Origin of the sequence: Mongoliibacter ruber (assembly GCF_003003005.1) — a bacterium.
GTDB lineage: Bacteria > Bacteroidota > Bacteroidia > Cytophagales > Cyclobacteriaceae > Mongoliibacter > Mongoliibacter ruber.
The window spans coordinates 284,865-310,701 of record NZ_PVTR01000006.1 but is presented as its reverse complement, the minus strand read 5'-3'; the positions used below and the strand labels follow the sequence as shown (position 1 = coordinate 310,701).

Below are 25,837 nucleotides of genomic sequence, written 5' to 3'. Positions count from 1 at the left end.
CATGGTTTTGCTTCACCATGTGCCTTTCATTGTCCCGATGCTTTACCCTGGTATGCTTTGGAATAAAGATCGTGGAGAAAAAAGCATATACCTCACTTTTGATGATGGCCCTGTGCTTGGTGTTACAGAGTTTGTTCTAGAGGAACTTGGGAAAAGAGGTCAAAAAGCAACTTTTTTTATGGTAGGCGACAACGTGAAAAAAAATCCAAGCCTTGCTAAAGAAGTCTTTAAGGCTGGTCACCAAATAGGCAACCATACATTTCATCACCTCAACGGTTTCCGCTGCTCGGTTTCAGACTATTTGGAAAGTATCAGTGCTTGCGATACCATATTGAAAGAGACGCTTGGTGCTGAATCAAATCTATTCAGACCACCTTACGGCCGAATCACCAAAAAACAACAAAAAATACTACAAGACCGCTATCAAATCGTGATGTGGGACGTGCTCTCTGGAGATTATGATCCTGGTCAACCTGTTCAAAAATGTCTGGATAAGACAATAAAATACAGCAGAAATGGTTCTATTGTACTTTTTCACGATCAGGAAAAAACAGCCCAGACCATCAGGGAAGTTTTACCTCCCTACTTGGATCATATACAGGCGCAAGGATTTCAAACGGGATTGTTATGAGTATCCTCGCTTTGATTTTTGTATTGGGTTTAATGGTGCAGGATGTTCTTCTTTTTTTATTGATTAGGTACAATTTTAAGTTATACATCAAACCTGAGCAGAAACATTGGCCCAAGGTAAGTGTTCTAATCCCTAGCAGAAATGAAGAGTCAAATATTCAATCATGTTTGGAAGCCATTTCAAAGCTTGATTATCCTCAGGATAAACTTCAGTTGATCTTGGGTAATGATGGAAGTACAGACCAAACAGAAATCATTATAAAGTCTTGTATTGATAAAATGGGGTTTGATGTGAAATTCCTCAACATAGAAAAAACCATTTCTGGACTCAATGGAAAAGCGAGTGCCTTGTCTCAAATGGCCAAGTATGCAAGAGGAGAGGTGTTACTGTTTACAGATGCAGATTGCAGGCCCCATACAAATTGGATCAAGTCTATGGTGGCTGCACAAATGACCTCAGGCGCGGCTTTGGTGACAGGAATTACCAGGGTTGAAGGCAAGCATTGGTTTGCAAAGATGCAAGAGATAGATTGGTGGCTGACTTTGGGAATGGTCAAAAGCATGTCGGATATAGGTTTGAACCTCACCTCAATGGGCAACAATATGTTGATTACAAAAGAAGCTTATGATGCAGTAGGAGGATTTGAGGGTATTCCTTTTTCCCTTACAGAAGATTTTGAAATGGCCCGACAGATCAATAAACGGGGTTTTGAGCATGTTCATCAGGTGACATCGGGCAACTTGATTTCCACGCAAGGGCAAAAAAATTTCCCTGGTTTATTGTCCCAAAGAAAGCGCTGGATGGCAGGTGCTATGGCCCTGCCATGGTCTTGGAAATTGCTTTTAGGCTTTCAGGTTATGTTTTTTCCTGCGATGTTGATTTTGCTTTTTTTACATCCTTTTGAATCAATTCTGATTTGGTTGCTTAAAGTGCTAATTCAGGGGCTGTTTGTTTATGGTTTTGCTTCGAAAACAAGCTCAAAATTAAAAATCAGGCATTTACTCCTTTTTGAAATATATTATATGATTACCTCTTGGTCCACGATAGTTTATTATTTTTGGCCTGCCAAAACGGATTGGAAAGGAAGGAAATACGGATGAAGTTTACAGATACACACGCACATATATATTCGAACAAGTACGATAGCGATAGGGACGATGTCATCAGACATGCTCAGGAGTTGAGGGTAGATAAGATTTATATGCCCAATATAGACTTGGAGTCCATAGATGCCATGTTGGAAGCAGAACTGAAATACCCTGATGTATGCATACCCATGATGGGTCTGCATCCCTGCGATGTTAAGAAGGACTTTGAAAAAGCCTTGTACGTCATGGAGGACTGGATAGACAAGCGAGAGTTTGCAGGCATTGGAGAGACAGGTCTAGACCTTTATTGGGACAAGACCTTTTTTGAGCAACAAAAAGAAGCACTCAGAATACAGAGTCAATGGGCGAAGCAAAAGAGATGGCCTATAATCCTGCATTGCCGGGAATCCATGGATGAAACCATTGCTATCATGCAGGAAGAGAAAAGTGAGGATCTAAGAGGGATCTTTCATTGTTTTTCAGGAAACCTGGAACAAGCCAAGCAAATCATTGAATTGGGCTTTTTGTTAGGAATTGGTGGTGTTGCAACATTCAAAAATGGAGGATTGGATAAGGTGATACCTGAACTTGGTCTTGATCATTTGGTTTTGGAAACTGATGGTCCTTACCTTGCACCTGTTCCCCACAGAGGCAAAAGAAATTCTCCAGAATACATTCCCTTGATAGCACAGCGCATAGCCGAGTTGGCGGATGTCCCCTTGGAGGTCGTATCAGAAGTAACACAAAACAATTCACAGAGGATTTTTCACCATTTCGAAAGATGAATTACAAAATAGTCAGACTGAATACTGTAGCCAAAAGTGAGATTACTTCCTCAGTATTAATCATCTATACGGGGGGTACATTGGGGATGGCTAATGACAGAACAGGTGCTTTGGTTCCTTTTAATTTTGGGCAGATTTTAGAAAAAATCCCTAACCTGACCAATATGAACGTTGCCATCACGGTAATTTCATTTCCTGAACCTATCGACTCCTCAAATGTAAATCTGCATCATTGGGTGGATATGGCTTACATCATCTATGAAAACTATGACAGCTACGACGGCTATGTAATTTTGCATGGAACAGATACTATGGCTTATTCAGCATCAATGTTGAGTTTTATTCTGAAGGGTTTGAGCAAGCCGGTGGTGTTTACAGGAGCCCAGTTGCCGATTTCAGCTATGCGGTCAGACGCAAGGGAAAACCTGATGACAGCATTGGAAATTGCTACTGCCAAGGCAAATGGCAAACCAATAGTACCGGAGGTCTGTATTTTTTTCAACCATATGCTGCTTAGAGGCAACAGGTCCAAGAAAGTTCAGAGTGTGCACTTTGACGCTTTCGAATCAGAGAATTATCCGCCTTTAGCGGAATCAGGCATTGTGATCGATTACAATTATGCAGCGATTCGGCCATATGAAGAAGGGAAGAAACTGGAGTATTTTTCCCAGCTTGACAATAATGTGATGATCATCAAGCTTTTTCCTGGCATTACATCTAGGGTGCTGGATTCTTGTTTTGCGACAAAAGGGCTTAGGGGCGTGGTATTGGAAACTTATGGATCTGGAAACAGTCCAAGTGAAAAATGGTTTTTATCTTGTTTGGAAAGGGCTATTGAAAAAGGAATTATCATTCTCAATGTCTCCCAATGCAACGGTGGCAGGGTAATTCAAGGTCGGTATGAAACCAGCAAAGACCTTTTAAGAATAGGTGTATTGAGTGGAGGAGACATTACCACCGAAGCAGCAGTGACCAAGATGATGTTTCTATTGGGTAATGAAAAGAAGGAATCAGAGGTCAGGAGGAAACTTGTAGAACCACTTGCCGGAGAGATGTCACTTACAGGAATATCAATAGGATGATTTTTTCAGAATTAGTTTGCTTGGGCATCAATTAATTTATTTCTTTGCACTCCGTTTGACACAGAGAGGTGTCCGAGTGGTTGAAGGAGCACGCCTGGAAAGCGTGTATACCCGCAAGGGTATCGAGGGTTCGAATCCCTTCCTCTCTGCAAGTTTAGTTTTCAAAGCTTTCAAAATCTATCATAATGAACGATTTTAAGTTTTAAATTCAGCTCGGAAAATTAAAAAAATAGGCCTTTAAAGGCTAAAAACAACGATTTTTAATTCAATTTTACAAATTTCATCATTAAAAGCCTGTATTTCATCGATACAGGCTTTTTTGCGTTTTGGTGTCAAAATCACCAAAAATTGCAAGAATTGACAAAATTAATTGCTCCAATTCGGTGAGTCATATTTGTTTGAGAAAATGACTCACCGAATGCGTTGTAAAATATTGATTGTCAACATGTTTCAGAGATGAACATCTTGCCGAATGACTCACCAAAGTTTAACTTAAACCTTTAAAGTGTGTCATTATGATCGAAAAGTCATTCAATTTCCTGTATTATCTTAAATCTTCCCGAAAGAATAAGGGGAAGAACAGTTGTATTTATGCCAGAATTACTGTCGAAGGGCAACGGGCTGAAATATCAACCAAAATTGCCCTAGAAGCTGAAAAATGGAATTCTGACTCCGGAAGAGTCTTGGGCAAGACCGAAAAAGCCAAACAGATCAATGCCTATCTGGATTCAATGCAGATGAAAGTATTGCAGGCCAGAAAATATCTCTTGGACAACGACAAGGAGATAACTGCCAAAAGTATAAAAAACGTATTGCATGGAAACACGGAAGACCGGAAGTTGATCCTTGAAATTTTCCAAAAGCATAACGAAGAAATGGAAGCCTTGGTGGGGAAAGAGTTCGCAGCCGGAACCATGGAGCGCTACAGGACTTCCTATGACCATACCAAAGCATTTATCAAGTGGAAGTATCAGATGGATGATATTGAGCTGAAAAAGCTTGATTATGATTTTATCAGCCAATATTCATTCTGGCTGAAAACTGTGAGAGGATGTGCCCATAACACCACGGTTAAATACCTGGCCAATTTTAAAAAGATAGTTCTTTCCTGCGTTAAGAAAGGCTGGCTTGTTAGGGATCCCTTTCAGAATTTTAAGATGGTGAAAAGAGAAGTCAATAGGGAAGTATTGTCTAAAGATGAGCTGGGTTCTATTTCTGAGAAAATCTTCACCATTGAAAGATTGGACCATGTACGGGATATATTTCTTTTCAGCTGCTACACTGGTCTTGCTTACATTGATGTCAAAAACCTTAAGAGAAGCCAGGTCATAGTAGGGGTTGACAATGAAAAGTGGATAGAGACCAAAAGAAAAAAGACAGATTCACCTGTAAGGATTCCAATATTGCCCGTTGCTTTAGGGATAATTGAAAAATATAAAGAAAACCCAAAATGTAATCATGATGACTCTGTTTTGCCTGTGCCAAGCAACCAGAAAATGAACGCCTACCTTAAAGAAATAGCTGATCTTTGTGGCATCCAAAAAGACCTGACTTTCCATACAGCCCGTCACACCTTTGCTACTACAGTCACTTTGAGCAATGGAGTACCCATTGAAACAGTCTCCAAACTTTTGGGACACAAATCCCTCAAGCAGACCCAGCACTATGCAAAGATACTTGATGTCAAGATCAGCGAGGATATGCTGGCTTTAAAGAAGAAGTTAGGCAAATGAATATGACATGGATTTAAATCCGGTCTTTTCAATAAACTGTCATTATCAAGATCAGGGAAATTGGGAACTGCTGTGCTGCAGTTAGCTAGATGTAGGATTGTCTACGCCAATCCCCTGCTTTCCATTTTGAAAGTTTGGAGCAATATCCTCGGGACTCGGATATTTCGATTTAAAAAACCGGTCAGACTTAAGATGGATAAAAATCGCTCTGCAGAAATATACAAATCGGTAATATTAGAATCAATCCAGCTTCATTTGATTTCTGAAACTTTAGGAAAAACCATCTGAAATCCAAGGCTGCGCAAGCCTGGAAGCCCAATCAGGGTTTTCCAAGGGAAGCCTTCCCGGATTGGGCTTCCATCCCTTGTCTTTCATTGGGTTTTTCCTCATATGATCCAGAATCAAATGAATGTGATGGAAAAGATTTTAAAAGAATTATGTGACTGGCTATTTTTTTTGAACATATGAAAATCATCTGGCGAAGGATTTTAAGCCACATCCAAATGGTTCTTTGAAATATGCATATGATGCCAATGGGAACCAGACATCAGATATGGACCGGCTGTTGGCTTCCATAGAATACAACCATCTCAACCTTCCTTCCAAGTATACATTCACCACCACCATAGGGAGTATTGAAAATGACTATGATGCCCTTGGGAATAAACTGACCGAAAGGCTTTATCAGTCCGTCACCTTGAACCGTACCCGTGATTATATAGGGGAGTTTGTGTTTGAAAACGGAGAGTTGGACCATATACTGCATGAAGAGGGAAGGGTCGTGGTAGAGGGAAATGAATTCCATTATGAGTTCTTTGTCAAAGACCACCTCGGAAGTGTAAGACAGGTAATCAGGGCTCCGATAAGCACAGTGATGACTGCGACTATGGAGCCGGTGAATGCAGAGGAAGAAGAAAAACACTTTCAGAATATCAGGGAAACACGTCAGGGAGCCGGGGAACATAACAAGACCCCGGGTGGCTATGCCACAGCCTGGCTGAATGCCGACCGGAACAGGATCCTTGGCCCCCTAAGGATCCAGGAAGTTCAGATGGGAGACCATATTGACCTATCTGTCTTCGGGAAGTATGTGGAACCAAAGAAGCTGAAGCTCTTACCTGCCAGTTTTTTCAGAACAGGAATGGACAGGAAACTTATCCCGCAGCTGACAGAATTCGGGCAGAACCTGAGGTCTGCTGGAACCAACGAACTGGCCATAGCCAATGTGGTAGCCCTAGTCATTGCAGAACTTCAGCAGAAACCCGTGCCGGAAGCCTACATGGCATATGCACTGTATGATTCGGATTCTGTTCTATATGAACAAGAGAACCAAGCGTTAAGAAACAGTCCGGTGGACTGTTTTAGCTTGGGGCCAGGTCGCGGGGTGAGTCCTCAGCAAAAAGGCAAGAAACAGACACGAGGAACTGATCAAACAGATCGATATTCCCAAGGACGGATATATAGAAGCATACCTTCCCCGAAAGCTTTCGGGGGAGACTTCAGATAATGTCTGGTTTGACCAGTTCAGTATACAAAGTACAGGACCGATAATAGTGCAGGAAACGCATTATGACCCCTGGGGAGTTGAATTGGAAGGTTTGGGATACCAGTATGGAGGAATTAAAAAGAACCGTTATCTTTATAATGAGGGCCGAACGTAAAGAAACAGTCCCGTGGACTGTTTTAGTGAGGAGCCAGCGTGCAGGGTTGGATAGATCACCGACAATGACATCAATATCTATGACTACGGGGCCAGGACTTTAACCCTGTCCCGGTAGCTATCGGGAGTCGATGGAGTGTTGTTGACCCAATGGCTGAGCTTGCACCTGGCTGGACACCTTACAGGTATGGCTTCAACAATCCGGTGAAGTTTATTGATCCGGACGGGATGTTTGAGTATTCTGACGGTTATTCTACACAGGATTCGAAAAATTCAACAGGCTCAATCAGTTTCAGCGGTTCCTACATCGAACGAACCATCAATACAGATTATATGGAATTCAGTACAGGTACAGGTGATAATAGGCAGGTATTGGGAGGATATACAGAGACCTATGTAGCTGAATCGGGCACTGTACTGAACAGAAAATATTTCGGAAGCCCATATTTGTTTGGTGCCGGTGGGTTTGGAGATATGGGTGATCAATGGGGGGGGGATTCGGGTGAATATTATAACGCAGGAATAGTAACAGGTCTTAATGCAGCAAATATTGTACGGGGAAACTTTGAGTTTGGAGGTGCTGTAGCCTATCAGGAATTAACAAAAGGAGGCAACGCCGTTAGGATAGCAGATAAAGCAAAATATACTGGCTTGGTTAAGTACGGAAAAGTAATTGGCCGTGCTGGTTATGGTACGACTGCATTTGTAGCAGGCTATGAGTTAGCGACTGGGAATGATAATACCTATACTTGGGTGGATGTTGGGGTTACAGTATTGGGGGTAGGTGCTGTGGCTGTGTTTGGAACTGTTGCTTCACCAGTAGTGGCAGTTGGTGTTATTGGATATGGAATTTGGTCAATAGCCGGAGGAAGTGATTGGATTGATTCTAATTGGGGCTATAGACCAGTGAATAACGGACCGAAATAATTTATTATGTACGATTTAATATTCTATTCTTTCTATTGTATGATATCTAAAAGGGACTCTTACGTAATGGAAAGAGCGAGTTTTCTTGTTTCTATGGTTACTTTCTTTGCATTTATGAGTTTGATACTTTTCATTTTTTTGATATTTAATCTCAAATTTCCCCAGAATAAATGGATAATTGCATTAGTAATACCATTTGCAATATTTAATGGTTACATGACTGATAGGTATTTCAAGAAATCCGACAGGATGAAAGAAATAATTAACTCCTATAATCAGCGAAACAGGAATAAAGGAAAATGGCAGTACTCATTGTTAGCAGCTGTTTTATTTCTTGGTTCAACTGGATTATTAATTTTTTCGGGTATTACCCTTTCAAAACATTTAAACCCATGGTAATTAAAGAAAATTAACGAAGGCCTCTGATCACTCAGGGGCTTTTTACTTACAGTTCATTTTTATCAATCCCAGCCTGTTTGAAGATAGCGAAGAAAGTGCCCTTGGGCAGGTCTTTTTTGTGCAGGGGTACCACGGTGATCTTTCCTGAACCCGGGGGCTGATAATAGTGGTGGCTGCCTTTGATGGGTTTGAGTTCAAAGCCTTGTTGTTCCCCCTCTTGGTGAAGTATGGCATAGGTGCTAGGCGTAGTTTGTAACTACCCCTTACTATCACAATGACTTTGCAATTCCAATTTTTAAGAATTACTTTTAGTTATGGGAGAAGCTTATCATCTCTAGTTATCAGGAGTCGATGGAATGTTGTAGATCCCATGGCTGAGCTTGCACCTGGCTGGACACCATACAGGTATGGCTTCAACAATCCGGTGAAGTTTATTGATCCTGATGGGATGTTTGAGTATGTGACAGGAGGGTACGGAGAACAGATCGAGATGAGTCAGGTTTGGAGTCATACCGAAGATGTGGGATACCGATCTGATATAGAAGGTAGTTCAGGTACTGGTAAATCCAATGCCAAAATAGTGGTAGAGAGGGCTAATAATATATATAATGAGTTAAAGGAAGAAGGTGCTAGAAGAGCTAAAATTAAAGCTGAGTGTTGTCAGGATGACAAAAAAAAGAGAGATTCCAAACACCCATCTGAAATAGCCAGGTCAGAAAATGGTGGGTATGGTTATATGGGGGTTTCAAAAAATGTAGGAAGCGTCACATGGTACCAAATGTCAGATAAAAGAGGAAAGCCTTTCTGGGTAGATAAGGATTGGAATTCAAAAAATAAATCTTTTAATTTTTGGGATACACATATGGGGCATGATTTACAAGAAGGTTTCCCATTACTTAAAGATGAAAATAAACGAAAGCAAATAGGAGTTGCTGCCATAAGTATTTTTGAAACATTTTTCTTAGAAAAAGCAATTAGGTGGCCAATACTAATACCTATATATATTCCTGAGGAATTTTATAGGGAATTCGGCAATAACTCTCAAAATAATCTACAACTTTAAAAAAAATGTTATTATGCCATTAATACCTTGGAATAAATTTAGTTGGAAATTGATGTTTAGAATGTCTCTTTTAGCAATAATAATATTATTATTCGTACTGATTTTTTACAGATAAACACCTTATTAAATCATATTTCTCAGATGCGATATCCGATTAAAGGATTGGTAAACTTCAAAAATTATTAAGCATAAAAAACTATTATACTGGGGATTAACCTCTTCTGGGTGAAGTTTGGCGAATGATCTAGGTGGAGATTGCATCTATTATAAAGGCATACCTTCCCCGAAAGCTTTCGGGGGAGACTTCAGATGATGTCTGGTTTGACCAGTTCAGTATACAAAGTACAGGACCGATAATAGTGCAGGAAACGCATTATGACCCCTGGGGAGTAGAATTGGAAGGTTTGGGATACCAGTATGGAGGAATTAAAAAGAACCGTTATCTTTATAATGCTAAGGAGCATATTACCGACAATGACATCAATATCTACGATTACGGGGCAAGGACTTATAACCCTGTCCCGATCGCAATCGGAGTCGATGGAGTGTTGTAGATCCCATGGCTGAGCTTGCACCTGGCTGGACACCTTACAGGTATGGTTTCAACAATCCGGTGAAGTTTATCGATCCGGACGGGATGTTTGAGTATTCTGACGGTTATTCTACACAGGATTCGAAAAATTCAACAGGCGCAATCAGTTTCAGCGGTTCCTACATCGATAGAACCATCAACACAGATTATATCGAATTCAGTACAGGCACTGGTGATAATAGGCAGGTATTGGGAGGATATACAGAGACCTATGTAGCTGAATCGGGCACTGTTCTGAACAGGAAATATTTCGGGAGCCCATATTTGTTTGGTGCCGGTGGGTTTGGAGATATGGGGGGGGATGGTTGCAATTGTCCTGAAACACTTAGTGCAGGCATGTCAGGAAGAGAGCTTTCCAGAAATGCGTGGACAGGTATGCTGCTAGCGTCAGAAGGATATTTGTTTAATCAAGAAGCAAAAACCGCTAAAAAATTAAAAAATACACCAGTCGAAAAAGGTAGGCATGCTTTAAAGCAATCCTCAAAAATGATAAGAGGATTAGGTGGTGCTGTTGCTACAGTAGGTGTTGTATTATCTGTAAATGAAGCTATCGAAAAAGGGACTACTGGTGCATGGTCAATGGCAGGTGCAGATGCAACAATGGCTGTTGTAGGGATTTTCTGCCCTGTTTGTGGAGTAGCTTATGGAGTTACAAGATTTGGTTTAGAAATGGCTGGAGTTGATGTTGCAGGCAATATAGATAACTGGTTAAAATAAATCCAATGTGGAATTTTATGAAATACATATATAATTATTTGCTCTTTAACTCGTATTCTTTTTTCAAAAAAGAAGAAAGGCACGATCCCTTAGAATGGGCAATCCTTTATATGACTTTGACGAGCATGCTTTTTCTTGTTCCTTTGATATTTATTTTTAGAAATAATTTAAATATTCCTTTGGCTTCATTTCTGATAATTGGGCATGTTTTATCAATTTTTATTATTCAAAAAAAATATAAAATAGAAAACTTTAAGTCTAATAGAACTAAGTTTTCTTATTTAGAAAAGTCAAAGCCGAAAGTGTATAATGGATTTATTGCATTTGCTCCTGTTTTAATAGGCTTTTTAATATTAATATTATTATTATTTATTCTATAAAACAATCCCCACGAAATAAGGTTAATAGGTTTTTTTGATGAAAGAAGAAGCAATATTTGAACCATACGGTTTAACGACTGGAGCTTATTTAAGAACTTCTCTCAAACTTTATTTAATGGTATGGGCCTATGATTGATTTAAGGTATTTGATATTCTTTATTCTGATTTTATTTGGGTGTTCTTCAAAAATTTCGGAAAATCTGCTTTTGGGAGCTTGGTGGGCAACTCAAGAAGATTCCACTTATTTTGAAATATATATTAACGAGCGAGAATTTGTGTTTAATCACGAAGCGTATGGACCAATCGAGTATAAATATAGAGTTTATGATGACTCCATAAAGATATTTACCAATAGCAATGGACGTTCAAAAAACTGGGAAATAGTACAAATTTCAGATTCTTCACTAATTCTTAAATCTGAGCATGAGGAATTTATTCTAAATAAAATTATATTATCAGAAGGTTATTTTGATTTAAGAATAGATAGCATTGCTTTTGAGAATTTTCAAGAAAACTTTATCGAAAGGTATTTGCGAAAAAGGGAATAAAAATTATAACTGAGCCCAATCAATTAAACCAGAGTAAATCTCCTTGATTATGGGGCTAGGATGTACGATCCGACGATTGGTAGATGGGGGGTTGTGGATCCGTTGGCAGAGCTTGCCCCCGGTTGGACACCATACAGGTATGGCTTCAACAATCCGGTGAAGTTTATCGATCCGGACGGGATGTTTGAGTGGAGTGATGGGTATGGGACTTATGATTCCGATAATTCTACGGGTTCAGTCAGTTTTAGTGGGACATATTCTGAAGGAAAGGATGCCGTCTGGCTGGGTATGAATTACAGTGTAAATGAAAAGGGAGAAAGAACAAGTAGGATTCACAGGTACGTAGAATATTCAGATGGAAGCACGAAGAATATCACTTCCACAGGAAATTTCGGAAGTGGTTTTGTTGATGGCTTTGGAGCAGGTATTGGAAGTACTGTAGATTTCTTTGCCAGTTTAGGCACAACACAAGGTTGGAAATATTTGGGGCAGGGAATGCTTGATATGGCAATGTTGGGCTGTCAAACTTGCCCTCAGGGTATGATGATGCGAGCTCAAATGGCTGACGGAACCATCAACTACATACAAAATATCCCAAATATGTCAGCTTATGAAATGGGATATGATCTTGGGTTTGGTACTGAAAAAGCTTTAGAGATAGCTATTACAAGGGGAGTTTATACGGGGTCTGGTGTAGGGATTGGAAGCGTAAGGATGTTGTCAAATTCTTCAATGCGAGGTACTACACTATTTAAGACAGGCAAGAATTTTAGAATTGATTTGGACTTAAGAAATGGTTTACATTACCATAGACGAGGACCAGGAGGAATAGGTAGGCACAGACCTTGGCAGGTGAAACCAGGAGATCAAGGGGACTTTTGGAAAAGATTTTAAGTAAGGCGATAATGGATCAATTCATTACAGAACTAAGGTCTTTGTTAGAAAAAACATTGGCATGGTCAGAAGAATTTCAGAAAGGTAATCGAGACTATTCCTTTGATGTTGATGATGAAATCTATCATATTTCAATTAAACATGAAAAAGATTTCAAACAGGGGGATTTGAATTTAGTCTATAATTTATTAGATTTTTACTGCGATGCAATCAAGCATGGCTTTAAGGAAATCGACAAAAATTATTCGGTATTAAAAGCAGAGTCAGATATTAGAGAGATTTTGAAAGGTATGGAAAGTGACTTTTTAGTCAATTTGCCGACAGATGTTAAGGATAGATTGAAAAGAATTTGATGTTTAAGACAAAGGGATACTTTAGATAAGGCAACCTTCTACAATAGGAATTTTATTATTCCATCTGGAAGAGTTATTGGAGTTGGACAGTTTCAGCACTTGCAGAATAAGTAATTATGGATAGCAATAAAGATTTCATTAAGCTTAAATCATTGATAAATGAGGTTTTTGGAGTTAAGGATATTAGCTACGATACAGAATTAAATAATCTCAAAACTCTTTCAGAAGACAATGATAGATTTATTGAATTATTTCAATCCGAGTTTAATATTAATATGAGTTCATTTCCATATCAATACAGGTTATATCGAATTCAGTACAGGCTCAGGAGAAAGCAGGCAGGTATTGGGAGGATATACAGAGACCTATGTAGCTGAATCGGGCACAGTACTGAACAGAAAATATTTCGGAAGCCCATATTTGTTTGGTGCAGGTGGTTTTGGGGATATGGGTGCGCAATCGGGGGGTAAGTGAGTTTGCAACTGGTGTTTCTAAGACTTAGAGTTCACTAGCCAGGTATGATGCTTTTGTTCAATGGATTAAAGAAGATAAACCGCATTTTATTGATCCAGCTACAGGATTGCCAAGAAAAGATTGAGTACCGTCTACCTATGATTTAGGACAACATATAGCAAGCGGTACAGATAAGATTAGTGGTAAATTAAATGCGAAAGGTGTCATCGCTCATTATTTATATACTACAAAGAATGGTCATTTAGTTGATGGCATGAAACTTTATAACAACCTGAATACATATGGTACTGGCCCAAGTGGGCCGGCAATTGCATTAACAGGGGGATCTTCCGAGATAGCTCATATATTTTTCGGATCAATTGACTCAAGGAATACATTTTTAGATAACTACTATTATGCAAGAAAAGCGGTTCATCTTGAAAATTTAAGAAACAGAGGGAAGTAATTATGAGTAGGTGCGGATTAATTGTGTTAGTTGTTTTTTTTATTGGTAGCTCTAGCTCGACAGAAAGGAAGATTGTAAATACCAGATGGATTAATGTTTCAATCCAGAATATGGATTCACCATTTTTGTTTGAGTTTGATGAGGACGTATTGAATATCTCCTATGCTAATCGGTTTGAAAGCTTTTCTTGGACAAGAAATGGCAATGTTTTATCCTTGGAGAAGATTAACAGTCAGATTAATAATCTCAGAATTTTTGATGATAGTCTAATAGTAAACTCGAAGGAAGGTAGATTGAAACTACTTCCATTGAATGACTTGATTAGTGAGTCGATTTTGGATAAGAATAAAGCAGGTTTGATCGAAGGGGTTTGGGATGTGGAAAGTGAATATATCAATTATTCTAAAGGACTTTCAGAATCCTATTTGGACTTCTTAATTGATGGAACGGCATTATGGGTTTATGGGAAGGATGATCTTGAGCTAAACTCACAGATTCTCGGTTGGGAATACTTTAAGGTTAAAGATGTTCACTACCTAAGGATGCAAGGAGTTGATGAGAATTTCATTCTTATCACCAATCAAACGAGTGATTATGTTGGTGGTTTATTCTTGGGATCTGACTTTGGCTTGGAGCATAACCTGATTAGACGAAACGTTGAATCTAGCTTACCAGATGTATTGGAATTGACTAATGGATCATGGTCAAATCGTGCTAAGAATGAAGAAATTCCTCTTGAGGGTATTGACCTTACATTTGAATCAGGTTTGGGTGGATTATACACGATTTACTATGATGTTGAAAGTTTGGATATTGAAGGTGGCGATTACACTCTTAGCGAAGGTTTAAATTACTTCTTATTCAATAGCCCCGATAAAGAAATGGCGTATCCAGTAAAAATCGAATTTGTGACAAAGGACTCATTGGGATTGAATTTTCAGGATAAGGGGCAAAAATATGTCTTTTACAGAGACGATAGTATGAGCTTGTAGAGTTAGGAATCACAGGAAAACTACAAAGCCTTGCAGAGATGTAGGGCTTTTTTTATATCGCCAATTTTTTATGTGTGACCATTGACTGGGCATCCCGGAGCAATGAGTCCATTACATGAAGGATACGGCTTTTTTCATCGGAACTGACTTTATCTAGGAGTTCCAGGCGATAGAACATTTTTTTATCGAGCTGTAGATCAGTAGCCCCAATCAAGAAATCCAAAGACACTTCTAAGTCATCCGCCATTTTCTTAGCAATCTCCACAGAAGGCGTGATCTCACCACGCTCATAGCGACCGATAACCGCTCCTGAAGTACCCACCTTTTTGCCCAACTCGTCCCGGTTGTAAACTTTTATGAGGATGAAAGATATTGGCAATGCTGGTTGGCAAATAATACGTCCCTATAAGGATGCAATACAAAAAGGCTTGGAATAATGGTGGTATTGATTCAAATTTTATTAGCTCTGATTTTTGATGGTTTGATGTGGTTTTTTTATTCCTATAGCAAAGGGAAATACAAAGTAAAAGAAGAGAAACAAGAACAATATTCTCGGTGGGTTGAGAAGAATGGAGAAAAAGCTTCAAAGGCAATAAGAGTTTTAACCATTATTTTTTCGGTGGTTTGTATTTTTAACATTTTTGCATCTATCTAAGAAGCCGCCCAGAGCATTGACATAATACTTTTAAAAAGGTCAGTAGTTTTAACCATAAGTGCTGACCTTTTTTCATATCCATTAACAGTAATAGAATTGATGAAATAGTGAATATCTCGATGGGGTTCAAACTCGAATTCATTGTTGGGATCAATGTAGATGTAGTTACCCCATTTAGGCAAGGATTTAAGCTTTTGATCTATGGTTTTTGTAGAATCGGCCCACTCAGACTGATTTATATTCAACTTGAATTCAACCCGAACTAGACTATAAGAATCTTCATTTATTATCAACCTATCATTTTTAAGTAACGCTTTTCCAACTTTTTTTTTGAATAGAAAAGGGATGGATAATATAAGGAAAATTGAAATAGGCATAATGCTGAATAGCATAAGATAAGCAGCTATTCTTGATAGTGATGGATTTTTTAAGAATAATAATGGTAGAATGATAATCCATAATACCCCAGTAATAACTAAAGAGAGGTTTTGTATAGGCTTTATTTTTCTATGGAATGAATAATCAACTAGATTTAATGTTACTCTATTCAATACTGTTAACTTTGAAAATCTTTTTTAGAAGGTTCATTTTGTAGCAGGCTGCCGAGTATGTAAAGGATGGGAAATTGTCAGAATGGGAAAGGAATTTTAAGAAGTTCACAAGTAAGAAATTGCTCAAAATGATACTGGAAAATCCACAGGAAAGAAGAAAGGAATGGTTGAAGAAGATTTTTAATTACTATCCGAATTTAATTAAAAATCTGGGGAAATGCAGTATTGGACGCATGAAAACCATGCCATTGAACTTTATCGACCGGAAATGATCTAGAGTAGAATGAATTAAATTCATCAGAATCCTGTACGGGCAGGAATTGTAGAAAAACCTAAGCCTTATCAATGGATACAATAACGCTAATTGAAAAGTTTCTACAAAACAATTGTCACAAGCTGTTAAACTTAAATCTGGCTACTGGTGTCATTGCGGATATACATAATATTTAAAACAAAATAATATAAAAGTTTTTTAATTTATGACTTTATTTATCTAAATTTAGAACAAGTATACTGATTAAAAATTTGGTGAGTCATTCGGTGAGTATTAGCTTTGTTTTATTTGTAAAAATCTGAAAGTCATTTAGTTAAAGGCAGGGTTCATTTCCCTTCCTCTCTGCGAAATCAAAACCTAACTTACCGAAAATATGTGAGTTAGGTTTTTTTATAGGGTTTAATTCCTCGGTTGGGTGTGGAATGGAGTAGGCACTTCATGTAATTTGAAATTACGCCTTTTTAACACAACGAACTTGTAATTCGATTTTTTTAACATTCGATAAGCTTTTCAGATAAGGGAGATTTTATCTTTGAGAACCTGGCTAATTGCTAAAAAGAAAAAGAGATGTATTTACTAGGGTGCGGCAGTTATGGTTTACGTGGACACATCCCAAGTATTTTTATTTGTACTTTTACAAGTGATACAAGTTTCCCTACTCACTTTTCAAGGTTTCTGCGGGATTGACCAAGGATACTTTTATAGTCTGAAATAATGTGGCACTGATGAAAATCACTGTTACTGCTAAGGAGGGAAGGATATAAAACCACCACTCCAAAGTTATTCTCGTAAGGAAATTGTCCAGCCATCCTGAAAACAGTAAATAGGAGAGCGGTATTCCCACGACAAAACAAACTCCCAACCAAGTCAGGTATTCTTTTGAAATCAGGTAGAATACTTCTTTGTAGGAGGCTCCGAGAATCTTACGGATACTGACTTCTTTATTTCGCTGTATAATCAGCTGCGTAGTCACACCTATGATACCCATGACTGCGATAAAAATAGCCACCAATGCAGCTAAGCTGAATAACTGGACAAACTGCTGTTCACTTTTATATTGTTTGTCAAAATGCTCGTCCAAAAAATAATACTCAAAAGGAGAAGTTGGGAAATTTGTTTGAAAACTTGCTTCAAGCTTAGGTAATGTCTGTGCCATCAAGCCTTTTTCTACATCGACAATATAATAGTTGAGATCTCCTGATGAATAGTTCAAGACCATAGGGTTTACAGCTATATTGACTCCCTGTTGGCGATAATTGTCAACCACTCCCACGATTTCAACTCCCTGAGGTTCTCCAAATCCACCATACATCAATTTATAGCCAATGGCGTCATTATTCGTCAAGAAACCTAGAGATTCCCGAGCCTTTTCATTGATAATGGCTTCAGAACCGTCTTCCAAAGCGGTATTGAAATACCTTCCTGCTTTTAGACCAATTTCAAATACATCAAAGTATTTGTCTCCTACATTCAGCATGGTGTACATGATTCCGTTTTTGGATCCTCCTTCCTTATAAAACTGATCGGAACGCCAATACACTTCATTGCCTGGAATTTCATTGGTCACAGCCACGTTTTTAACCCCTGGGACCTGTCCGAAATGCTGTTGGATCTGCTCTTGGTAATTCCCACTGCCATCAACAAAAAGCATAGGAGAACGGACCACGATTTTATCTACCAAAGCAATTCCCAATTCCTGCTGACGCATATGGTTCAATTGGAAATAGACTGTCATTATTCCTGAAAGGATTATCAGACAAAAGACTAACTGGGAAATAAGCAAGGGCCTTGCAAATGCTGTTTTCAATTTGAATTTCAGGGTGCCTTTCAAGGCCTGTGCCGGAGAAAAAGAGGTGAGTACCAGAGCTGGATATATACCTGAAACGAGTGTCCCGATTATCCATAAAAATAACAGGGTGGGGTAATTAGCCGCTAAGGAAAATGTGGACTCCGGTAAGTTTAAATTTAAAAGTGAAACCAGCTGATTTCCAATAAGGATTATAATCAAAGTGGCAAGCATAACTGCGATCAGATTAATGGCTAAAGATTCCATCATAAACTGAAAAAACAACTGTTTCTTGCTGCTTCCTGAAACCTTTCGAACGCCTATTTCCTTTGATCTATTCATTGCTTTTGCATTGGCAATATTGATACTGTTCAGGAATACCATCAACAATACAAATGCAGCAATCCATATAAAATACTGAAGTTTTTTTCCGTCAATGCCTTTTTCATACTCTCCCATGGTGGTTGTACCGGTATGGATTTCCGTAACTGGCTGAAGATTGACCTGCCATTCGGTTTGGGCACTTTTTAATTTCTCACCATGGTGTATTAACAAAGATGCATTCAGTTGGGCATCAAGTTCAGAAATATCCTGGTGACTTTCCAATTTTAAAAAGGTATACAGATTCAACCAATCAAAGGATTGATCTATTTCTTTTCCTACAAAATGATACAAAGAAGCGTAGGAAATCAATATTTCGGGTTTGAGGTGTCTGTTTTCTTGTGGGGATTCATAAAGTCCAATAATTTCAAATTCTACAGTACCGTCGAAATTTGTACTGTTGATTTCGAGCATTTTCCCAATCGGATCTGTTTTCCCAAAAATTTTACCAGAGACCTCATCTGAAATCATGGCTTTCAAGGGTTCCTGAATAAGGTTAGGGTCTCCACTCAGAACTTTCAAATCAAAAAAATCTACATATGCAGCATCTGCCAAAAAGATATTCTCTTCTCTTACAAACTCTTCTTCATGACCGGCGATAACTTCACCCAGAATCACTACCCTGCTAAACTCTGAAACAGCCGGTATTTCTTCTTTGAACAAACTTCCCATTGCAGGTGATGTCCTACTGCTATTTTCAACCAAATTGCCTTCTGAAAGCGATGTGAGATTGACGCGATAGAGATGCTCTGAATGGGTTAAATCACCATCATAGCTTTTTTCAAATTTCACATAAATCAAAATCAGCAAAACCGCAGTTATTCCAATGGCCAATCCTCCGATATTGATGATGGAATATGCTTTGTTTTTAAAAAGTTGTCGAAACAGAATTTTGATGTAGTTTTTGAACATGGTATGAAAAGTTATAGAAAATTTTTCAAGCTACGTTTGGATTAGGTAATTGATGACAAGCGTTGGCTATTTAATTTGGAACTAATTATTTCTATTTTCATGCCAGTTCAAACCTTTAAATACATACCCTCAAATTGCTTTTCCAAGTAAATTTTAGGACTGCGGCGGACAAAAATGGTCGTAGGTGGACAAAAGTTAATACAATCAGCTTCCGTACCTGCTGAGTGTAGATAATTATTCTGAAAGGTTTATTTTATTTAGAGGGGGATAAAATAGTTATCAATTACTATGATAAAATTGGCTCCACTGCATATAGGCTTATAAAAGTAACCAAAGATGAATTGATTTTAGAATTAGTTTACAGAGAAACGTCCAATAATTTATATGCAAGATTTCTAAAGTTGGAGGATTAAATTTACGTGCCAGCTTCATTTTTTACCAGCTTTACATTTTTTTACACTTCTTCAACATTACATGCAGGTTGTTCCCAATGGCTAGGGGCTGTCCGTGTTATTTATATAGATTCAGTTATGATTTTTGAACCACCAAAAACAAATGAGTCATGAATAACACATTACCAACAAAAAGATTGTCATTTTTTATAATCAGGAATAGAAATTTCATTGATTTTAATGTAATCAACATAAAACTTCCTACTCCTTTGACAGAGAGAGAAATGGATGTCATAGAGCAATTGGAATTGGGTTTGTCAAATCAAGAAATCGCTAATCAGCTTTTTGTAAGTGAAAACACCATAAAAACGCACCTTAAGAATATTTTTATAAAAACTGAAGCCCAAAACAGAACAGATTTAATTCACAGGTTGAAATTATTTTCTGAAAATGGGATTTCTTCTTAAAAATGAAGTGTTTCCCTCAATTACGAAGACCTTTTATAGAGGGCAACTGATTTTTTGAATATGGAATAAGAATCAAAAGTCATCAAAAAATCACGAAGAATTTTTTTGCTGAAATTCGATTAATTGATGCCGCCTATGGCCTTTACGAGACCATTATCTTTCTCTGCAGCTAAACCGTGTAAGTGGGTATGTATTTTGCTATCAGGATATGAAAGGCAATGTGTCTAGTTAGCCTTGCTATAAACCTGAAATAAATTAAATGAGAAATACGACGTTTTTACAGAAAGAGAAAGGTACCTCTACTGATAAATTATGGTCCCAGTCATTCTTTATCAAAACATTGATGAATGGATTACTTTTAGTTTTGCCAACCATCATCATATTGTTTTTACTTTCCTTGATATTCAAATTTGTCTTCAATTTAGTAGCCCCAATAAGCGCCCTATTGGATCAAAATTCAGAATCACATGCTTTAATTATCAAATTGTTGTCCTTATTGATACTTGTTGCATTAATATTTATTATTGGCTTGGTCATGAGAAATGCCAGAGGCAAAAGGTCCTTTAAAAGTTTCGAGAATAATTATTTACTGCATATTCCTTTGTATTCTACCTTGCAGGAAACAATAGCCCAATTTACGGGCCTTAAGAAAATGCCATTTAGCCAAGTTGTATTGGTTGACCCCTATAATACAGGTGTACTGATGACAGGTTTTGTGACTGAGATTGTAACAAAGGATTTATACACAGTTTTTGTACCGACAGCACCTAATCCCATGAATGGCAATATTTACCACGTCCCAATCTCTCAATTAAGGCTATTGGATTTAGAGCCAGAAAAAGCCATGCGCTCTGTAATAGGGATGGGTACAGGATCCTCGATATTGTTTGCAACAAAAGATGGGGAGAAGGGGAAGGAGTTTTTGGATTAGTATAGAGCCAAAGATTTCAATAGTAAAATTGTACTTCAGTTATTTATATATGGAATTGTAATCTCTGATTTGATAAACACATCAAAGGAAATTTTGTATTTCCCTTATGGCAGAATTTATCATCAGTATTTTATTTTTTTAGCTTTCAGATATTCACAGGTACTTGATATGTTATCCTCAAGTTATTGAGCCCCCCCTTTCTTAAGTTGGTATAAAAATGAAGTTTGATTTTATGAAATTAGGTTAGTGGTATGATTGCGGATAATCCTAAATGAGATTGTCCTTTCAAAAAAACCGGAGGAGATTCAACCTTGTTTTTAAATCAAAAAAAGAGGGATTTGAATGGTTAAATTCAAATCCCACTACTAAACACAATCAACTCTCTTTCTAATCTACAATAACTATTTCACCTTCCATGGCTGCATGGGCGGTGCATCTATAAACAGCCAGTTCTTCTGCGAGGTCAGCTGTTAATGTGAATGTTACATTTGCACCGTCCACCTCAAAGGCTACGTTTGCGTCATTTTCAAAAGTCCCTTCTTGATCACCCTGTGCCAACAGGATGTTTCCATCACTGTCTCTGAAATCAAGGGGGTGGTTTGACCCTCCTTCATTTACAAATGTATATCTCAACCCACTTTGTAAAGTGATTGAAGTATTGTCTGTATCTAATTCACCTGATGCGCCCTCACCGTCAATAGAGGTGATGACGTATGATGAAGCACCTACATTATCCAGGGTAATTGTTGCTGATACTTCAGCACTGGCTTCCATTTCTGGTAGCAATACCCTGTCTATGGCATGAATTACGCCATTCGTAGCATGGATATTCAAGTCTGTGTCAACCAATCCAGCGTCATTGATTTGTAAATTAGCCAAATCTACTGTCAATGATGCTCCATCAAGAAGCGTTGGCAGTGCTGCGTCTTGCCTCAAATCCTGTGAGAACTCTCTAGATGGAACAACATGATATAATAAAACATCACGAAGGGTTGCCAACGGAATTTCATCTATGTTGCTCACACCCAACGTTTCATATAGATTTTCAAAGGCAGCATCAGTAGGTGCAAAAACCGTAAGGTTATCATCCACTCCACCACTTACAGCTTCTACCAATTCGGCCCTTACCAAAGCGGCTACCAACTGGGTGAACTGAGGCTCAGATGCTTCCGTGGAAGCTATGGCGATTTCCGCAATATTGCTGGAAGGAGCTACTATCACATTGTTCAATACATGTATCACGCCATTTGAGGCATTGATATCTGTTTGGATAATTTGGGTATTCCCATTGATCCAAATAGAATTGTCGGGTGCTACACTTACATAGAAGTTCCTATCGGCCACTGTATTTACTGGTCCGGCTTGGACATCACTGGAAGGTACCTCAGCTGCTACTACATGATATGATAGTATATCAGCCAAACCTTCATTGTTAAGAAGTTCTTCTGCAGTAAGGTTATTTTCGTCTAAAAAACTAGTGAATGCATCGTTGTTTGGAGCAAATACGGTAAATGGTCCTGAACTAGTTAAGGTTTCTGCAAGATTCGCCTCAACGACGGCGCTTACCAAGGTAGAAAAGTCATCATTTGCTGAGGCAATGTCAACAATTGTCTGTCCTTCAGGCTCTGTTGTAATTGGATCTGGTTCATCGTCATCATTACATGCTACTGAAACTGCCAATAATCCGAGTAAAATAAAATTAATTTTACCTCGGAATAAGTGGTTTAGTATAATTTTCATGATAAATAATAATATTTGGTTCAAAAAGAAAACTGATTGAACTAAGAATAGTTACTTTTTATCTTTAAAAATGAGATAATTGTAAATCATTGGGGTGATTGCGTCAATAAGCGTTCTTTGTAGTGCTGCAAGCTTGGGGGATTTCCAAAATTTGGTTTAAGCAAAAAGCAATAGGAATGAATTCTTAGCAATTCTCGCAAAAACAGCTGTTCTGGATTAAAATTTAAAAAGTATTGGATTTCAATCTCTATAGCATTAAAAAGTGAATTAAAGTTAAAATCATGTAAAGGGTTCTTGAAACGAACGCATTACCCCTTACATGATTTAGTCATTTAACTGTTTTTATCTGACCCTTCAGTTTTTACAATCTTGTTGTAAATTCCAAATAGCAAAAAAGGAGATGCCCACTGTCCTACAAATAGGGACATCTTGCTTTTACCCATCACTTTTAAAATTAGTGATACTCCCATTGCAGAAACCGAAGACCATAAAAACATGTCTGATGGTATTTGTGCGGTTCTTTTTTCAATCTCTTTTGTTACTTGACCTTCTTTTCTGTGCTCATTCATAGCCTTATGATTTATAGTTTAAAATTATTTATAATAATTATCCAAAAGCTAAGCCATTAACTGAGGGGGAAGCTTTAACAGCTTACTTGCTGTTTATGAGGGTTTTTTGGAAGGATCTAAATTCCCATCTAAGTAAACAGTAACATTTATTGCCCAGTTTGGGCCATTTTAAGTCTATTGAGAAAAAAAAGATCAAAGGTGCTTAACCTAGGTTTGGTAATAGGGCTAGTCTCTGTTTCTGTCAACTCAAAATACCGCAGATTAAAGCTGGAGAAGAGAATTGAAAAATAGAATTTATGATTATCCGCTTTCATGCCAGCAGAATCTATAAACAAGAATTAACTTGTGATTTAGAACCAATATCAATAAATAACTTGGCCGTTGTGGATCCAGCCTGCCTTCCAGAGGGCCGGTATCCAATAATATCCATTTGACAAAAAACCATAGTTTAACTGATTAGTGACATGATTGCGGACAATTAATAATATTAATTGGTTTAGCTGAAAATCGTCAATAGGAGGCGCTGATATTTTACTTTCTTTCAATTACTTTGATCAATGTGTTCTGTGGGATTTCGTCTGTTAATAACATGCCATTTAGCAAGGCAATTTCTTCAAATCGGTTCTCCGGCATTGAGAAAGTTTTCAACGCCTCCTCAAGAGCCATCATTCTAGGAACTGTTTTGATTCGGATGACATCAGGTTGACGGTTTAGTTTCTCTGAGTCCCTGAGTTCCGCAAAATTTCTCATCGTGGATTCCATCAGGCTTCTATAAGTAGGGAACTTGGAAATTTCACCAATGCCCATAAGGTTGTAAATATTACCTTCAAAATTGATCAAAGTTATCAAGACTCTTACGGTACCCTGTTCCTGTTTTTGGTCCGCTAAGATGACCAAGGTCTCCATGTCATTACGGGTGACTTTGTTGGACTCTACTGCTTCAAGCTTGTACTGTTCCAGCAGACTTCTACCGGCTTCGTCTAGTGAATTTCCCTGAGCCAAGGTAAGCATCAACAAGGCATCACCACTTTTTGGAGCCATTTGGACTTGCTGAGGCGAGTTTTGGATACTCCAGTCTTTGGGAATAGGAAACTGAAATTTCAAAACAGGGTGGTAAAATACATCACTTTCTATAAATCCTTGGTTGGGGTCTTCTCCAATTATCAAACCGTCAATGCGCTGCAGATAGCTATTGCGATTGATTGTGGGGTCATTGAGGTTTAATTTTTCTTGCCATTCTCCTGCCATTCTTGCGACAGTGACATTTCGTTCGGAAGGGGAGGGGTGTGTTGATAGGAAGTCAGGGATGTCATTACCTCCTGAGTTTGCTTGCTGTTTTTCCAAGGTTCTAAAAAAACCAGCCATTTCTACAGCATCATAGCCGATTTTTGAGGAATATTCTACCCCAAGTTTGTCTGATTCCCGCTCGTCGTCTCTTCCAAAACTCAGTAAAGCCAATTGCATTCCCTGTGAAAGCGGTTCTACGAATTGTGATATTTCAGGGACAAAAATCACCCCTGCAATCAAACCTATCTGACCCAGCATCTGATTGCGTTGCCTGATGACTGAATGCCGGGCAGTGATATGGCCGATTTCATGACCCAATACACCTGCAAACTCTGCTTCGTTATTGAAATGGGCCATGATGCCACGCGTGAAATATACAAAACCGCCTGGTACAGCAAAGGCATTGATAACCGGGGAGTCTACAATTTTGAACTCATATTCCAGATTAGGTCTATGAGAAATTGCGGCCATTTCAAGTCCCTTTTCTGTGATAAACTGTTGCAGCTGTTCATCTTCGTATTTGCCAAAAAATGCCATGATTTGTGGATCTGATTCTTTTCCCATTGCAATTTCCTGAGCCGTGGACATGAATACGAGCTGCCTTCTGCCTGTGACTGGATTTCTGGCGCAACCCCATATTATCATCAGGCATAGTACCCAGGCAATCGAGAATTTCAGTGTTTGTATTTGCATGTGTTGATCTAGTCAAATCTAGTGCTAGAATACTACACAAGTGTTTTTTGGCTAAAATAAAAAACAGACTACTTTAGATTTCAATCCTAAAAGACGCTCAAAGATTTGTATAACACGTAATTAAGCTTGTCTGGATTGACAATACTTCAAAAATTATGACTCTTTATTCTTTTTCTCATTGTTCATCCTCTCTTTTTTCTCCTCTCTGATTCTTTTGATCCTATTTCTAAAAATCAAAAATACAATGATGATAATCGCAGGAATGACGATAAAGATGATCAGGTTACTGGTTTCTGATAGGTCTACAGGTCCACGTGGCATGGGGATATCAGGTTGTTTTTGGGCATTTGAGAGCGCCGGGAGAAGCCATAAGGTGAAAGCTGCAAATAGGATTTTGAGGTGACGATGTATTTGGTTTTTCATGATTCCGAAGTTT

Annotated in this window: 24 protein-coding genes, 1 tRNA gene and 1 pseudogene; 18 read left to right on the top strand and 8 right to left on the bottom strand. The window is 38.3% G+C overall.

The window, feature by feature from the left end; translation table 11 throughout:
* Position 1: 1 nt before the first annotated feature.
* From CLW00_RS12060 to CLW00_RS21535, 9 genes are all read left to right on the top strand, one after another.
* The gene (locus tag CLW00_RS12060) at positions 2–631 is read left to right on the top strand and encodes a polysaccharide deacetylase family protein (protein ID WP_106133932.1); all 630 of its coding nucleotides are present in this window, start codon (positions 2–4) and stop codon (positions 629–631) included.
* Entirely contained in the window at positions 628–1,731 is a 1,104-nt protein-coding gene (locus CLW00_RS12055) for a glycosyltransferase (protein WP_106133931.1), read from the top strand. Before CLW00_RS12060 ends, CLW00_RS12055 begins: the two co-directional genes overlap by 4 nt.
* Positions 1,728–2,504, top strand: coding sequence for a TatD family hydrolase (locus CLW00_RS12050; RefSeq protein WP_106133930.1), 777 nt, complete (start codon positions 1,728–1,730; stop codon positions 2,502–2,504). The genes CLW00_RS12055 and CLW00_RS12050 overlap by 4 nt, the downstream gene beginning before the upstream one ends.
* Entirely contained in the window at positions 2,501–3,586 is a 1,086-nt protein-coding gene (locus tag CLW00_RS12045) for an asparaginase (protein WP_106133929.1), read from the top strand. Before CLW00_RS12050 ends, CLW00_RS12045 begins: the two co-directional genes overlap by 4 nt.
* A 62-nt stretch (positions 3,587–3,648) precedes the next feature.
* A tRNA-Ser gene (locus tag CLW00_RS12040) sits at positions 3,649–3,735 on the top strand.
* Positions 3,736–4,101: 366 nt separating this feature from the next.
* On the top strand, positions 4,102–5,319 hold the full coding sequence (locus tag CLW00_RS12035) for a site-specific integrase (RefSeq protein ID WP_106133928.1): 1,218 nt from the start codon (positions 4,102–4,104) through the stop codon (positions 5,317–5,319).
* A 511-nt stretch (positions 5,320–5,830) separates the two neighbouring features.
* Positions 5,831–6,826 carry a hypothetical protein gene (locus CLW00_RS12030; protein ID WP_106133927.1) on the top strand — a complete coding sequence of 332 codons (996 nt, stop codon included), beginning with the start codon at positions 5,831–5,833 and terminating at the stop codon, positions 6,824–6,826.
* 303 nt (positions 6,827–7,129) lie between these two features.
* On the top strand, positions 7,130–7,906 hold the full coding sequence (locus CLW00_RS12025; RefSeq protein WP_106133926.1) for a hypothetical protein: 777 nt from the start codon (positions 7,130–7,132) through the stop codon (positions 7,904–7,906).
* A 6-nt stretch (positions 7,907–7,912) separates the two neighbouring features.
* Positions 7,913–8,305 (top strand): hypothetical protein, encoded by a 393-nt coding sequence (locus CLW00_RS21535; protein ID WP_211300193.1) that lies wholly within the window; start codon positions 7,913–7,915, stop codon positions 8,303–8,305.
* Positions 8,306–8,351: 46 nt separating this feature from the next.
* On the opposite strand, the gene CLW00_RS12015 is transcribed toward CLW00_RS21535, so the two are convergent.
* On the bottom strand, positions 8,352–8,534 hold the full coding sequence (locus tag CLW00_RS12015; RefSeq protein WP_106133924.1) for a type II toxin-antitoxin system HicA family toxin: 183 nt from the start codon (positions 8,532–8,534) through the stop codon (positions 8,352–8,354).
* 141 nt (positions 8,535–8,675) lie between these two features.
* On the opposite strand from CLW00_RS12015, the gene CLW00_RS12010 reads away from it, so the two are divergent.
* The 7 genes and pseudogenes from CLW00_RS12010 (at position 8,676) to CLW00_RS11965 (ending at position 14,763) form a co-directional block, all read left to right on the top strand.
* Complete coding sequence (locus CLW00_RS12010; protein ID WP_146131419.1) at positions 8,676–9,368, top strand: hypothetical protein; 693 nt, start codon at positions 8,676–8,678, stop codon at positions 9,366–9,368.
* Positions 9,369–9,616: 248 nt separating this feature from the next.
* Entirely contained in the window at positions 9,617–9,922 is a 306-nt protein-coding gene (locus CLW00_RS12005; protein ID WP_106133922.1) for a hypothetical protein, read from the top strand.
* A 5-nt stretch (positions 9,923–9,927) separates the two neighbouring features.
* Complete coding sequence (locus CLW00_RS12000; protein WP_106133921.1) at positions 9,928–10,677, top strand: hypothetical protein; 750 nt, start codon at positions 9,928–9,930, stop codon at positions 10,675–10,677.
* 508 nt (positions 10,678–11,185) lie between these two features.
* Positions 11,186–11,605: a hypothetical protein gene (locus CLW00_RS11990; protein ID WP_106133919.1), complete on the top strand. Its 420-nt coding sequence runs from the start codon at positions 11,186–11,188 to the stop codon at positions 11,603–11,605.
* Positions 11,606–11,653: 48 nt separating this feature from the next.
* Positions 11,654–12,499, top strand: a pseudogene (locus tag CLW00_RS11985) (RHS repeat-associated core domain-containing protein); the annotation flags it as partial.
* Positions 12,500–12,510: 11 nt separating this feature from the next.
* A complete protein-coding gene (locus CLW00_RS11980; protein WP_106133917.1) occupies positions 12,511–12,852 on the top strand; it encodes a hypothetical protein in 342 nt (113 codons plus the stop codon).
* 1,029 nt (positions 12,853–13,881) lie between these two features.
* On the top strand, positions 13,882–14,763 hold the full coding sequence (locus CLW00_RS11965) for a hypothetical protein (RefSeq protein ID WP_146131418.1): 882 nt from the start codon (positions 13,882–13,884) through the stop codon (positions 14,761–14,763).
* 52 nt (positions 14,764–14,815) lie between these two features.
* On the opposite strand, the gene CLW00_RS11960 is transcribed toward CLW00_RS11965, so the two are convergent.
* The 3 genes from CLW00_RS11960 to CLW00_RS11940 all read right to left on the bottom strand — a co-directional run bounded on the left by CLW00_RS11960 (position 14,816) and on the right by CLW00_RS11940 (position 19,322).
* Positions 14,816–15,142 carry a helix-turn-helix domain-containing protein gene (locus CLW00_RS11960; RefSeq protein WP_245917259.1) on the bottom strand — a complete coding sequence of 109 codons (327 nt, stop codon included), beginning with the start codon at positions 15,140–15,142 and terminating at the stop codon, positions 14,816–14,818.
* Between the two features lie 272 nt (positions 15,143–15,414).
* A complete protein-coding gene (locus CLW00_RS11950; protein ID WP_106133911.1) occupies positions 15,415–15,969 on the bottom strand; it encodes a hypothetical protein in 555 nt (184 codons plus the stop codon).
* 929 nt (positions 15,970–16,898) lie between these two features.
* Entirely contained in the window at positions 16,899–19,322 is a 2,424-nt protein-coding gene (locus tag CLW00_RS11940) for an ABC transporter permease (RefSeq protein WP_106133909.1), read from the bottom strand.
* Positions 19,323–19,884: 562 nt separating this feature from the next.
* Here CLW00_RS11940 and CLW00_RS11935 point away from each other — a divergent pair.
* Complete coding sequence (locus CLW00_RS11935) at positions 19,885–20,181, top strand: response regulator transcription factor (RefSeq protein WP_106133908.1); 297 nt, start codon at positions 19,885–19,887, stop codon at positions 20,179–20,181.
* Between the two features lie 259 nt (positions 20,182–20,440).
* Positions 20,441–21,112: a DUF502 domain-containing protein gene (locus CLW00_RS11930; protein WP_106133907.1), complete on the top strand. Its 672-nt coding sequence runs from the start codon at positions 20,441–20,443 to the stop codon at positions 21,110–21,112.
* Between the two features lie 387 nt (positions 21,113–21,499).
* On the opposite strand, the gene CLW00_RS11925 is transcribed toward CLW00_RS11930, so the two are convergent.
* The 4 genes from CLW00_RS11925 to CLW00_RS11910 all read right to left on the bottom strand — a co-directional run bounded on the left by CLW00_RS11925 (position 21,500) and on the right by CLW00_RS11910 (position 25,824).
* Positions 21,500–22,852, bottom strand: coding sequence for a fasciclin domain-containing protein (locus CLW00_RS11925; RefSeq protein ID WP_106133906.1), 1,353 nt, complete (start codon positions 22,850–22,852; stop codon positions 21,500–21,502).
* A 332-nt stretch (positions 22,853–23,184) separates the two neighbouring features.
* Positions 23,185–23,421 (bottom strand): hypothetical protein, encoded by a 237-nt coding sequence (locus CLW00_RS11920; RefSeq protein WP_106133905.1) that lies wholly within the window; start codon positions 23,419–23,421, stop codon positions 23,185–23,187.
* Between the two features lie 531 nt (positions 23,422–23,952).
* Positions 23,953–25,401, bottom strand: coding sequence for a M48 family metalloprotease (locus tag CLW00_RS11915; RefSeq protein ID WP_106133904.1), 1,449 nt, complete (start codon positions 25,399–25,401; stop codon positions 23,953–23,955).
* A gap of 153 nt (positions 25,402–25,554) precedes the next feature.
* Complete coding sequence (locus CLW00_RS11910) at positions 25,555–25,824, bottom strand: hypothetical protein (RefSeq protein ID WP_106133903.1); 270 nt, start codon at positions 25,822–25,824, stop codon at positions 25,555–25,557.
* Positions 25,825–25,837: the final 13 nt, after the last annotated feature.

What these genes read in the sequence shown, in the direction of transcription:
- CLW00_RS12000 (WP_106133921.1), top strand. Translation starts at nt 9,928, where the DNA reads ATGGCTGAGCTTGCACCTGGCTGGACACCTTACAGGTATGGTTTCAAC.
- CLW00_RS11915 (WP_106133904.1), bottom strand. Translation starts at nt 25,401, where the DNA reads ATGCAAATACAAACACTGAAATTCTCGATTGCCTGGGTACTATGCCTG.
- CLW00_RS11940 (WP_106133909.1), bottom strand. Translation starts at nt 19,322, where the DNA reads ATGTTCAAAAACTACATCAAAATTCTGTTTCGACAACTTTTTAAAAAC.
- CLW00_RS11990 (WP_106133919.1), top strand. Translation starts at nt 11,186, where the DNA reads ATGATTGATTTAAGGTATTTGATATTCTTTATTCTGATTTTATTTGGG.
- CLW00_RS11935 (WP_106133908.1), top strand. Translation starts at nt 19,885, where the DNA reads ATGAATAACACATTACCAACAAAAAGATTGTCATTTTTTATAATCAGG.
- CLW00_RS21535 (WP_211300193.1), top strand. Translation starts at nt 7,913, where the DNA reads ATGTACGATTTAATATTCTATTCTTTCTATTGTATGATATCTAAAAGG.
- CLW00_RS12010 (WP_146131419.1), top strand. Translation starts at nt 8,676, where the DNA reads ATGGCTGAGCTTGCACCTGGCTGGACACCATACAGGTATGGCTTCAAC.
- CLW00_RS11980 (WP_106133917.1), top strand. Translation starts at nt 12,511, where the DNA reads ATGGATCAATTCATTACAGAACTAAGGTCTTTGTTAGAAAAAACATTG.
- CLW00_RS12045 (WP_106133929.1), top strand. Translation starts at nt 2,501, where the DNA reads ATGAATTACAAAATAGTCAGACTGAATACTGTAGCCAAAAGTGAGATT.
- CLW00_RS12060 (WP_106133932.1), top strand. Translation starts at nt 2, where the DNA reads ATGGTTTTGCTTCACCATGTGCCTTTCATTGTCCCGATGCTTTACCCT.
- CLW00_RS11930 (WP_106133907.1), top strand. Translation starts at nt 20,441, where the DNA reads ATGAGAAATACGACGTTTTTACAGAAAGAGAAAGGTACCTCTACTGAT.
- CLW00_RS11925 (WP_106133906.1), bottom strand. Translation starts at nt 22,852, where the DNA reads ATGAAAATTATACTAAACCACTTATTCCGAGGTAAAATTAATTTTATT.
- CLW00_RS12035 (WP_106133928.1), top strand. Translation starts at nt 4,102, where the DNA reads ATGATCGAAAAGTCATTCAATTTCCTGTATTATCTTAAATCTTCCCGA.
- CLW00_RS12050 (WP_106133930.1), top strand. Translation starts at nt 1,728, where the DNA reads ATGAAGTTTACAGATACACACGCACATATATATTCGAACAAGTACGAT.
- CLW00_RS12055 (WP_106133931.1), top strand. Translation starts at nt 628, where the DNA reads ATGAGTATCCTCGCTTTGATTTTTGTATTGGGTTTAATGGTGCAGGAT.
- CLW00_RS12025 (WP_106133926.1), top strand. Translation starts at nt 7,130, where the DNA reads ATGGCTGAGCTTGCACCTGGCTGGACACCTTACAGGTATGGCTTCAAC.
- CLW00_RS11910 (WP_106133903.1), bottom strand. Translation starts at nt 25,824, where the DNA reads ATGAAAAACCAAATACATCGTCACCTCAAAATCCTATTTGCAGCTTTC.
- CLW00_RS11920 (WP_106133905.1), bottom strand. Translation starts at nt 23,421, where the DNA reads ATGAATGAGCACAGAAAAGAAGGTCAAGTAACAAAAGAGATTGAAAAA.
- CLW00_RS11965 (WP_146131418.1), top strand. Translation starts at nt 13,882, where the DNA reads ATGGATTCACCATTTTTGTTTGAGTTTGATGAGGACGTATTGAATATC.